Below are 11,006 nucleotides of genomic sequence, written 5' to 3'. Positions count from 1 at the left end.
ATCAGGAGACATTTTCAAGAAGCATTTCAACGAATGCTGCCGCATTCTCTTTATGTTTTGCATTTTCCATGACACAGACATAAGCCGGTTCGTAGGAAACCCCCATTTTTTCTGTCATGTAGTCATTCTTCTCAAGGACTAACGCATCCCCCTGTACTTTTCCGCCCGCAAGTGCTTCCTCCGAAAGCAGTTCTTCCAGATTCACGAAGCCATTCTGATCATTATACTGTTCATAAACTTCCTCCGTGCAGATCAGAACATCGACCGATTCCGCACCAATGAGTGTGGACAGGGCAACATTGCTGTTGTAATCATCTGCCGATCCGCTTAAGTTGGAATTGATCTCCACCGTCTCTTTGCTGCTCCCTGTACCAAGGAGATCTTTGACATCCTCTTCAAGATCTGTCAATTCCGTGCCTGTTCCGCCCGTGATTGTCAGATTCAGCAGCACTTCACGGGTAATTCCCTGATACATGGTGACTCCCAGATAAATAACAACTCCGATAATCACCGGTATCAGAAAAATAATTTTATAGTACATCCACAAATATTCAATTTTCTCTTTCAGCGTCATCTGCCGCATTTTTTCCGCTTCAAATTTCCGTTTTTCTTTTCCGCTCATCTGACGCTCGTACTTTCTGTCCAGCATGATGTTTCCTCCTGTTGTTGTATTCTATTATTATGATGAATATTCATCAATATGGCAAGTGAATTTTTTGTGTATCTGGTCTATTTTGTTGATTTTTACCTGTTTTTTCGCTATACTGTGTTTTAACGGTCCGCCCATGGCGGGATCAATAAGGAGGTTATTATGAGTCGTTTGTTTAGTCCGGAAAATCCTTTTATGCAGTTTCTTTCCAAAGTCTGCGACATGTTGATTCTGAACGTTGTCTTTATCTTCAGCTGTGTTCCTCTGTTTACAATCGGAGCATCCTTAAGTGCCTTGAATACAATCGCGCTGAAACTGGTCCGCCGGGAAGAGCCTTACATTGTCAAAGGATTTTTCAAAGCTTTTGCAGCAAATTTTAAACAGAGCACCATTGTGTGGCTCCTCAGCGTTGCTGTATTTCTGTTTTTCCGTTATGATTATATAATTGCAGCCTCAGTAGGTGGCACCATGTTCCGGGTGATTCAGCTGCTGCTTTTGATGATTATCCTTGTATTTGCAGCAGCGTTTTTGTATGTATTCCCGATTATCTCGCATTACATCTGTACGACAAAGCAGGCTGTCCGAAATGCGTTTTTGATGAGTATCGGCCATCTTCCATATACTCTCATCATGTTCGCTTACTTTGCACTGATCGGATTTTTACTTACTGCTTCTACGACCACTTTTGGCCTTGTTATCGCCATCAGCATGATCTGCGGTTTTTCCGTGACTGCCTACATGTGCTGCATTTTATTCAACCGCATCTTTAAAAAATACGATCCGGAAGAGGAAAAAGAGGCAGCAGAATAAACTTGTCCATTGTAAAAAGCCAGAGCAGGATTTCCCTCTCTGGCTTTCGCTTTCTTCTTCACATTTTTAAAGAATCGTACCTCCGCCCGATGACTGTATCTGCACGCCAAATCCCAGGATTCTCTGCACAATCTCCCACATTCCTCCCAGAATCGTACTGTTCGCATTCATAAGCGGACGGCTTAAGACACCGCTCACAAGGAGGATCAATAGAATCAGGGAACGGTACGGCCGGATTCTCTGATAAAAGTACCCGACTCTCGGCACCAGCTGTTCCAGTACATTGGATCCGTCAAGCGGCGGAAACGGAATCAGGTTGAAGACTCCAAGTCCGGTATTCATCACCGCAGAATAATAGCAGAGAAGATATAACACCTGCATCAGTTCCGAATTTGCGTCTCCGAAACGAATAATCAGGCCGCTTAACAGAACCGACAAAAACGCCAGAATAAAATTCATCACCGGTCCGGCAAGGGATACCAAAATAATCCCCTGTCGCCTGTTTTTGTAATATCTTGTGTTAATCCTTACAGGCTTTGCCCAGCCCATATGGAAGAAGATCAGACACAGTGTTCCGACCGGATCCAGATGCCTGAGCGGATTCAGGCTCATACGCCCGTCGGCTCTCGGTGTCGGATCTCCCAGGCGTTCCGACATCCAGCCATGTGCAAACTCATGGGCAGTAATCGCAATCAGCAGTACCGGTGCCATATATAAAATATATCTTATTTGCTGCAGGTAATAATTGAGATACATTGATCACATTCCTTTCCATTCTTACATATATTCTTTGATTCTAGCATATATGACACAATTATCAACCGGCACAATGTAAAATTTTTCTAAATTGTGCTAAAATAATTACTGTTCACACAGTGCCGGGATGCTGGAAAATGCAGCGTCATGTTTGCATGTAAGATGCAGCTTCCGGCGGCTCGGGGTGAGCAGTAACTCATAACGGAATAAAAGGAGAAATCTTATGCAGTACACCAGCCATTACCAGTCTCCGCTCGGCAGGATTCTTCTTGCAGCAGACAATACCGGCCTGACCGGTCTATGGTTTGAAGGGCAGAAATATTTTGCTCTTTCTCTGAATGCCAAGTGTTTAGACCGTGAAACTCCGCTTTTATCTAATGCAAAGCGCTGGCTCGATCTTTATTTCACAGGAAAAAATCCGGATTTCCCTGTCTCTCTGCACCTTATGGGAACAGAATTCCAAAAAGAGGTCTGGAAAATTCTCTGCACAATCCCTTACGGGAAAACGACTACTTATGGAGACATCGCACGTCAGATTGCCCGAAAAAGAGGTCTGGATCATATGTCCGCCCAGGCTGTTGGCGGTGCCGTGGGACACAATCCGGTTTCTATCATTGTACCATGCCACCGTGTCCTCGGAACGAACGGCAGCCTGACCGGTTATGCCGGAGGCATTGATAAAAAAATCAGTCTGCTCACGCTGGAGGGTGCCGAACTTCCGGCCAGCCGGCATCGTGCGAAGGAGAAATAACCGATGGCAGTCAGAAAAGCCGTCGCAAGCCGGAGACGGCTTCTTCCGAATCCAATTAAACAGCGCGTGCCGCACAGGGAGAATCTCACTCCCCGGCGGCACGCATTTTTACCACATCGTAAACAGTTTTTGTATCATCGGCCATGTCTTTGGAAATTCCTGCAGAATCATGCTGCGTACCACTTCCGGATCCATATCTGTAAAGTTCGCGTCCTTCAGCAGAATTTCTTTCATTCCACTGACTGTATTACCTATGGCAATATGCCCATGGGCATAATTACCAAGAGCGATCTTATTCGCGACAGCACAGTTTCCGATGGCGTACATCCCCACCGCAAGATTGCCGAACGCAACGATTCCCACACTGAGATTGCCTCCCGCAATGATTCCTGCGGCAAATGCTCCAAGAGCCAGAATGCCAAGACTCGCCGCTCCTATGGAAATCATCCCCATCGCCGCTGCTCCGATCGCGACCAGGCCTCTTGCGAATACTCCGATGCTGACAACTCCTGTAGCCCGCACCCCGACTGCCAGAATTCCTTTTGCCGGAGCCATCTTCATCCGAAAGCGCCCTCCGCTCTCTCTCATTCCCTGAAAACAGATATGATAGATAGGAAGTCCAAACAGTGTGTGTCTGCTCTTCTTTTCGAAATGCCACGGCCTGACCTCTCTGTAATACACCACTTTCTCCGTCTGTTCTTCTTGCTTGTCCTTCAGAAGATAATCTGTAGTCACCTGAAACAGAGTGCTCATCATAACGATCTTATCCACGTCCGGCTTGGATACTCCAAGCTCCCATTTTGAGACTGCCTGGCGGCTGACCCCCATCTTCTCCGCAAATGCTTCCTGCGAAAGCCCCTCCTTCTTCCGGAGCATCTGAATTTTTTCTGATAATTCCATACCTGTATATCCTGCCTTTCTGATTTTGTCTGCCTACAGGTTAACCGAAACCCGGCATTTTTTCCAGCAACCGAAGACGGAACATTGTCAACCTGAGGTTGCAGTACAGGATTTCACATGGTTATCCTGCCTTGAAATTTTTTTCAAACTGTCTTTTCTATATTCAGTGGGGGTTACCTTGTAGTGCTGCTTAAACTTTCTGCAAAAATAATCCTCGTGATTAAATCCTGTCTCTTTCGAGATTGTTTTAATATTTTTCTCCGTGGACGTAAGCAGCCTTGCCGCTTCTTTCAGTCTGCAGCTGTTCAGGTAGTCCACCGGTGTTGTATGTAGATACCGGCGAAAAAGATTGAGCGCGGTGCTTTTACTAACCAGTGCCTGATCGGCAATATCTCTCAGGGAAATACCTGACGCCAGATTCTGGTGAATATACTGCATCATCAACTGTACCCTTGCCTGAGAAGAAACAGATGTATCCATTCTCCTTCCCGCAAGATCCGTCTCCAGATTTTCATACATCAGATACCAGATCTTCTGAAGCAGCGACGACGTCAGCAGTTCTTTTCCGGAATCCGACTCCTGAATCCGGACAGTTTCCCTCATAAGTGTCAGCACTTCGGACTGCCAGGATATGTTTTCCTCAAAAGTCTGACAATCCAGAGCAGAAGAGAGGACAGGCAGCACGTACCTGTCAAAGATCAAACTGTCCTGCGGCGCTATAAATACCGGATGGCATACAAAATTCGGCACTACCGCTTCTCCTTCCGAATAAAAGCGGTGCAACACTCTGGAATTTACAAACAGTCCGTCTCCTTCCAGCAAAGAGAACTGCTTTTCCCCGATCTCGCACCTCACTGTGCCTTTTTCAACCAGAACAAATTCCACTTCGACATGCCAGTGCCACTCGATGCAATTAAAGTCAAATTCAGCCAGATTTTCATAGTAATAATGGAACGGATAACTGCTGTTTCCATGCCGGACTGTTTCCATCAGACTGTCATCGGTCATGATTTTGTTACTTTGTCTGCCGTACTTCATAGCTTCTCACTCCTTAAAGGCACTGTCGTTTACGATATTATACAACAAATATGTGATATATTTCAATGACAGGCGTAATGTGGTACGATATAATTCAGTTGGTTTTCGTTTTGGGAAACAACAGTCCCGGAGCGGAAACCCCTAGATAAATCATAATAATCACAGGGGGAAGAAATCATGAAAAATCCATATAAAAAAACTCTCACCGCGTGTTACCTTGGATTTGTAACACAGGCAATCTGTGCAAACTTTGCTCCTCTGCTGTTTCTGACTTTCCACAACACCTACAACATACCTCTTGGAAAGATTGCATTCATTTCCACAGCATTTTTCTTTACACAGCTGCTTGTGGATCTGTTCTGCGCCAGATTCGTAGACGGCATCGGTTACCGGAAGAGCGTGGTGGCTTCCGAGATTCTTTCGGCTTCCGGCCTTATCGGGCTGACTGTGCTGCCGGAGCTTCTTGGTGATCCGTACATCGGAATTCTTCTCAGTGCCATCATCTATGCAATCGGAAGTGGATTGATCGAAGTACTTGTCAGTCCGATTGTGGAAGCCTGTCCTTTCGACAGGAAAGACAGCGTGATGAGCCTGCTTCATTCCTTTTACTGCTGGGGAGCAGTCGGCGTTATTCTGTTCTCAACCGCATTTTTTGCCATTTTCGGCATAGAAAACTGGCGGATTCTTGCATGTATCTGGGCTCTGATCCCATTATACAATGTGTACAACTTTTCTACTTGTCCAATCCGGCATCCTGCAGAAGAAGGGGAAGCCAGGGGAATCCGGAAGCTTTTCAGGATTCCGGTCTTCTGGGTTTCCATTGTCCTGATGGTTTGTGCGGGAGCAAGTGAAATCTCCATGGCTCAGTGGGCATCCGCCTATGTGGAATCAGCTCTTGGAATTTCCAAAAGCATCGGAGACATTGCCGGCCCTTCTCTGTTTGCCGTTACTATGGGACTCAGCCGTCTCCTCTACGGAAAATACGGCGAAAAAATAGATCTGCTCAAATTCATGATCGGTTCCGGCGCACTTTGTCTTGTCTGCTATCTGATGTCGGCACTGGGGCAGCATCCCGCTTTGGGGCTTGCCGGCTGCATTCTGTGCGGCTTCTCTGTCGGAATCATGTGGCCGGGTACAATCAGTATATCGTCCTCCCGTATTCCTCTTGGCGGAACAGCAATGTTCGCACTGCTTGCAATGGCTGGTGATCTTGGAGGATCTATCGGCCCCGGCATCGTCGGATTCGTAACGGAAAGTTCCGGCGACAGCCTGAAAGCAGGCCTTTTGGCCGCCTGTATATTCCCGGTGGTCCTAATTCTTTCTACCTGCCTGCTGAAAATGGCAGGTTCCCAAAAACAGATGTCCTGTGCTGCAGAACAATAACTGTCAAAGGGCGTACCATGTGCGAAAGCATAAGCTTCGTACGATACGCCCTTTTCTTATTTTCTGTTATCCTGTTTTACGATATCCCGGATGATGGATTCGATATCCTGTCCGTTGATGGACACATCAAGGATTCTTGTTTTCTCCGCTATCAGGTTGATAATACGGATGCTGTCATTTTCTTCACTGTCAAATTCCAGCACAAGTTCGGATTCCTGTGAGTGCAGAATTTCCACTCCCGGAATCTCGAATACGGTTTTCTGATTCCATGGATTGTTTTCCAGTTCCAGACGGATCTGTTTTCTCCGGTCAAAATTTTTCCGGACATTTTCAATTTTATCATCTACAACCAGTTTCCCATGGTTGATGAGGATAATTCTGCGGCACAGCGACTCAATGTCCTGAAAATCATGAGATGTCACGATAAAGGTCGTCTTCCTCTCCTCATTCATCCGCCGGATAAATTTCCGGATTTTATATTTGGACTCACTGTCAAGTCCGATGGTCGGCTCATCCAGATAAACGATCTCCGGATCGTGAAGAAATGCCGCCGCAATATTACATTTCATCTTCTGGCCAAGGGACAGCTGTCGCTCCGGTGTACCAAGAAGTTCTTCCATTTCCATCAGTTCCGTGAACTCCTCCAGATTCTGACGAAATCGGTTTTCCGGAATCTCGTAGAGCTGCTGCAGCACTCGGTAAGATTCGATGACCGGCACGTCCCACCAGAGCACGGAACGGTTTCCAAATACAACGCCGACATGTTTATTAACCTTCATCCGATTTTTTGACGGCTCCAGTCCATTGACAAGCACCTTTCCGGCTGTCGGCGTCAGCACTCCGGAAAGCATTTTAATCGTTGTAGACTTCCCGCTCCCGTTTGGTCCGACATAACCCACTGCCTCACCTTTCCGGATCTGAAAATTGATATCATCTACCGCCCGGAACACATCGTACTGCGGATGAAACATGGATGCCAGAGCCTTCCCCACGGAGCCCGGATCTTTTTTCCTTTTATATTCTTTTACTAAATGATTCACTTCAATCTGCATAGAAACTTCTTCCCCCTTACGTTCCTGTACTGTTATATCCCTTCAGGCCCAGCCGCCAGATCACAGCCGCAATTCCGGCTACCAGTGCCGCCACACACGGCAGAAGGATCATGACCGGCATATCGGTTCTTCCAAGAAGACCAAGCACCGGATAGTAGGCCACAAACCCCAGCGGCAGAACGTAGGTGAAAAATCCCTGTATCGCCGCAGGGAATACCTGAAGCGGATATTTGACAAATTCCCGGCAGGTCTGCACGAGAACCGCAATGTCATCGCCCTGCACGATCCAGAAATTCAAACTGTTAAAAATCGTGTAAATTCCGGAGTTGATGACCGTCCCGAAAATCACATATTCGACAAGCAGCACAATCTCCCGGACTCCCACAGAAAGGCCGATTCCATGAATAGACCACGCCAGAATTCCTACATAGACTACCATACTTAACACTGCCTGAAAATGCATGATTTGTCCAAGCATCTGCACAAACGGTGACGCCGGACGGATCAGGAATACATCCATCTCACCTCTTCGTATCATCTTATCGATAGACCAGACATTGTCAAAAAATGCCTGTCCGATTGCTTCAATTACCGCACACATGGAGAACAACAAGCAGATCTCGTAAAATCCCCATGTGCCAAGGCCTCCCGTCACACTGGCTACTGCCAGAATTCCGATGAACCCGCAGGCCTCCCGGACAATCATGGAAATCAGCCAGATCAATGTGTCCGCCGGGTACTGGGTCATGCAGAGAAGCCCGATTCTCATATAGCAAAGCCAGAGCTTTGCATAGTATTTCCATCTCATACCATCAACCTCCCTGTACCACAACTTTTTTGATTGCGAACCGGTAAAATGCCATCACTCCGATTCCAAGCAGTGCCACCCAGATAATCTGAAGACCGATAAAGGAAAAGGCCTCTGCGGCCGTGTATTTTCCAAGATAAATGTGAACCGGCACCGAGACCATCCCGGCAAAAGGCATATAGTCCAACACCTTTTCCACACCTTCCGGGAAAAGAAAGAGCGGTACAATCCCGCCGGAAAGAATCGACATCAGCGCCGTCTTCGTATAACCAATCCCGTATGAATTCAGTGTAAAGAACGAAATCAGCCCCACCATCACTTCAATCCAGAACATCAGTCCGATGGAAATAAAGACACTGATAAGAAACAATGCAAAGTTTGCTGCGCCATCCGGACCGGTTCCGCCTAAAATAAAGGTTGCGAGTATACTGACTGGAATTCCTTTGAAAAGGATAAAGAAAAGGAATTCTCCCACTCTTTTTCCAAAGAGCGTAAATACAAGCGGTACCGGTCTCAGAAGCTCAACCACAATATTGCCTTTCTGGACCCACTCGGAAAACTCCCGGTTGATTCCGCCGGAAAACTGCGAGGACAGAAGTCTGGAAATAATCACGTAAGTCGTGATCTCCACCGCCGTAAATCCATTCAGCTCGTCCCTGGATTGAAATACATATTTCCAGAGGAAATAGTAAATCAGAATCGAGACCGCCGTTCCGAAAATATTGAACCAGAAGGCTTTGATATATGCAAATTTTGTTTGAAACGTCATTCTGATTAGATAATATAACTTTTTCATAACTTTTTTCTCACTCCCTTCCCATTGGTATGATTCTATCATTAATGCCTTTTTGCATCCATAGCTGTTTTGTCTATAAACATTGCCATTTCTCAGATTTTTCTTCTTTTTTGCAATTTTTCTTTCTTTTAGCATTGCGAAATTGTATAATCAAGTCACTATATAGAAAAGGGGGATATCATGTTACAGAATTCGGATTTATTTTTAAATGCTGTAGAAAAAGATTCTCTGGATCTTGCTTTTCAATCCAGCGGCATCGATCAGTGTGTCTGCGGAAATATTTTCGGCCCGCGTATCCGGCGTTATTATCTGATCCACTTTGTTTTAGACGGCTCCGGTGTTCTGCAGATCGAAGAGAAAAAATATCCGGTCAAGCCAGGCCAGGCGTTTCTGATTCCCGCAGGCGTAAATGCTGCCTACCAGGCTGATTTCCGCCACCCGTGGAAATACTGCTGGATCGGTTATCAGGGGACTCAGGCCGGCTATTATACGAACCTTCTTTTTGGAGATGGATTCGTTACCGACATACAGGATGTCACTTTTTACGAAAAAATGATCATGAAGTTCCTCGCTTTCACCGACCGGCGTATTCCTGGTGGAGCCAGATTTACACCCGAAGACTTTCCTCTTACCTTTTTTTCGGAAGCAAAAACCGCATCCGGCCATCTCAAGCTGAAAGGTCTGCTGAAGGAAATGTTTTCGAGCCTTGTTGCGGAACACCACAAGGATCAGGAGGATATTTCCTCCGCTCCGTATCCGAAGCAGATCAAAGCCTATATTGACCGGCACTACAATGAACATATGCAGATTCAAGACATTGCCGATTATCTGCATCTAAATCCTCATTATGTGACCGCGGTCTTTAAGCAGAAATACTTCAAAACACCGAAACAGTATCTGACAGAACTGCGGATTGAGAAAGCAAAAATCTATCTTGTAGATACAGATTATTCCCTGCAGGTCATTGCAAATGCAGTAGGACTCGAAAATCCTTTTTCCTTCTCCCGACTTTTCAAGTCGGTAACGGGATATTCGCCGTCTGAATATAAGAAACGGTTTCCAAACTGGTTTTCTTAATTTAGTAATTCTATATATCAGGAGAAAAAGATTATGAAAATTTTATTGATTGACAGTCTGGATCACTATTCCGGCGTCACAACACACATGTCAATCCCAATGCCAAAGATCTTGTTTTTACCGGAAGACTCTCAGAAGAAAAGAATATCATGATACTTCTGAATGCCATAAAACAGCTGAATCAGGAACCGATCCATTTACATTTATATGGAAATGGTCCAATGGAATCGGAAATCAAAAAGGTAATCGCGCAGAATTCTTTACAGGAAACCTGTATTTTGCATGGATTCTGTTCAAATATCGGCCAAATTCTGAATCAATATCAAATTCTTATCCTGCCTTCTAAAACGGAAAGCTGCTCCTACACACTACTTGAAGGGATGGCAAACCATGTGTTCCTGATCGCCTCTGACTGTCCCGGCAACCGGGAAATGATTGTCGATCAAATCACCGGAGCCCTCTTTCACTGTGATGATTCAGCTCAACTGGCTCAGTCTGTCCGCTACTGGTTCAGTCATACTCCGGAACGAAACGCTGTAGCAGAAAACGCTTATAACCGGGCCAGACAATATTATAGTACAAAACAAATGGGCGACAGGTTCATCGAGCTATATCAATGTGTACTTAATAAATAAGTGCTCGTTTCCAGGCAGTCCTCTCTATAATAAGACAGTTTTAATAGTATGACTGTTGATTTCTATCTCCTCTATTGCTATACTAGGGGCATATTCTTTCCCGCCTTTTCCTACAAGGCGGGAGGCATTTCTTATTATCTATTGATTCCATTCTATTTTCAAATCAAAGGAGGCTTCTGCCTATGAAGAAAAAACAAAGAAAAATCACATCTAAAACAAAAAAACGGAACCGGTCCCTGGGAAAACCTGTCAACCGAAAGTACAAAGACACTCTTTTCCGTATGATTTTCCGGGACAGACACAATCTTTTATCCCTCTATAACGCATTAAACCACTCTTCCTATACGAACG

Annotated in this window: 12 protein-coding genes; 5 read left to right on the top strand and 7 right to left on the bottom strand. The window is 45.6% G+C overall.

Going from position 1 to position 11,006, the window contains the following annotated elements:
* Position 1: 1 nt before the first annotated feature.
* Entirely contained in the window at positions 2-649 is a 648-nt protein-coding gene (locus tag H6A32_RS02075; RefSeq protein WP_087166692.1) for a hypothetical protein, read from the bottom strand.
* Between the two features lie 162 nt (positions 650-811).
* Between H6A32_RS02075 and H6A32_RS02070 the strand changes: the two genes are divergently transcribed.
* On the top strand, positions 812-1,459 hold the full coding sequence (locus tag H6A32_RS02070; protein WP_204863629.1) for a YesL family protein: 648 nt from the start codon (positions 812-814) through the stop codon (positions 1,457-1,459).
* Between the two features lie 66 nt (positions 1,460-1,525).
* On the opposite strand, the gene H6A32_RS02065 is transcribed toward H6A32_RS02070, so the two are convergent.
* Positions 1,526-2,170, bottom strand: coding sequence for a site-2 protease family protein (locus H6A32_RS02065; protein WP_243128577.1), 645 nt, complete (start codon positions 2,168-2,170; stop codon positions 1,526-1,528).
* A gap of 268 nt (positions 2,171-2,438) precedes the next feature.
* Here H6A32_RS02065 and H6A32_RS02060 point away from each other — a divergent pair, with 268 nt between their 5' ends.
* Positions 2,439-2,966 (top strand): methylated-DNA--[protein]-cysteine S-methyltransferase, encoded by a 528-nt coding sequence (locus tag H6A32_RS02060; protein ID WP_204863628.1) that lies wholly within the window; start codon positions 2,439-2,441, stop codon positions 2,964-2,966.
* A gap of 108 nt (positions 2,967-3,074) precedes the next feature.
* Here H6A32_RS02060 and H6A32_RS02055 read toward each other — a convergent pair whose 3' ends face one another.
* Both H6A32_RS02055 and H6A32_RS02050 read right to left on the bottom strand, forming a co-directional pair.
* The gene (locus tag H6A32_RS02055; protein WP_204863627.1) at positions 3,075-3,866 is read right to left on the bottom strand and encodes a helix-turn-helix domain-containing protein; all 792 of its coding nucleotides are present in this window, start codon (positions 3,864-3,866) and stop codon (positions 3,075-3,077) included.
* An 87-nt stretch (positions 3,867-3,953) separates the two neighbouring features.
* Positions 3,954-4,904: an AraC family transcriptional regulator gene (locus tag H6A32_RS02050; RefSeq protein ID WP_138374091.1), complete on the bottom strand. Its 951-nt coding sequence runs from the start codon at positions 4,902-4,904 to the stop codon at positions 3,954-3,956.
* Between the two features lie 177 nt (positions 4,905-5,081).
* On the opposite strand from H6A32_RS02050, the gene H6A32_RS02045 reads away from it, so the two are divergent.
* Positions 5,082-6,287 carry an MFS transporter gene (locus tag H6A32_RS02045; RefSeq protein ID WP_204863626.1) on the top strand — a complete coding sequence of 402 codons (1,206 nt, stop codon included), beginning with the start codon at positions 5,082-5,084 and terminating at the stop codon, positions 6,285-6,287.
* A gap of 56 nt (positions 6,288-6,343) precedes the next feature.
* Here H6A32_RS02045 and H6A32_RS02040 read toward each other — a convergent pair whose 3' ends face one another.
* Genes H6A32_RS02040 through H6A32_RS02030 form a run of 3 tightly spaced genes read right to left on the bottom strand, consistent with a single transcriptional unit; the run spans position 6,344 to position 8,916 of the window.
* Positions 6,344-7,339 carry an ABC transporter ATP-binding protein gene (locus H6A32_RS02040; protein WP_191427761.1) on the bottom strand — a complete coding sequence of 332 codons (996 nt, stop codon included), beginning with the start codon at positions 7,337-7,339 and terminating at the stop codon, positions 6,344-6,346.
* A 16-nt stretch (positions 7,340-7,355) separates the two neighbouring features.
* On the bottom strand, positions 7,356-8,147 hold the full coding sequence (locus H6A32_RS02035; protein ID WP_204863625.1) for an ABC transporter permease: 792 nt from the start codon (positions 8,145-8,147) through the stop codon (positions 7,356-7,358).
* 4 nt (positions 8,148-8,151) lie between these two features.
* Positions 8,152-8,916, bottom strand: a complete 765-nt coding sequence (locus H6A32_RS02030; protein WP_243424833.1) for an ABC transporter permease — start codon at positions 8,914-8,916, stop codon at positions 8,152-8,154.
* 207 nt (positions 8,917-9,123) lie between these two features.
* Between H6A32_RS02030 and H6A32_RS02025 the strand changes: the two genes are divergently transcribed.
* Both H6A32_RS02025 and H6A32_RS02020 read left to right on the top strand, forming a co-directional pair.
* Positions 9,124-10,020 carry an AraC family transcriptional regulator gene (locus H6A32_RS02025; RefSeq protein WP_204863623.1) on the top strand — a complete coding sequence of 299 codons (897 nt, stop codon included), beginning with the start codon at positions 9,124-9,126 and terminating at the stop codon, positions 10,018-10,020.
* 149 nt (positions 10,021-10,169) lie between these two features.
* A complete protein-coding gene (locus tag H6A32_RS02020) occupies positions 10,170-10,655 on the top strand; it encodes a glycosyltransferase family 4 protein (RefSeq protein ID WP_346342222.1) in 486 nt (161 codons plus the stop codon).
* The last annotated feature ends 351 nt before the right edge of the window (positions 10,656-11,006 follow it).

It is taken from the genome of Drancourtella massiliensis, from assembly GCF_016900655.1.
In the GTDB taxonomy this organism is placed as follows: domain Bacteria; phylum Bacillota; class Clostridia; order Lachnospirales; family Lachnospiraceae; genus Sellimonas; species Sellimonas catena.
The sequence above is the reverse complement of the archived record's forward strand: the minus strand, read 5'-3'. Positions and strand labels throughout refer to the sequence as shown.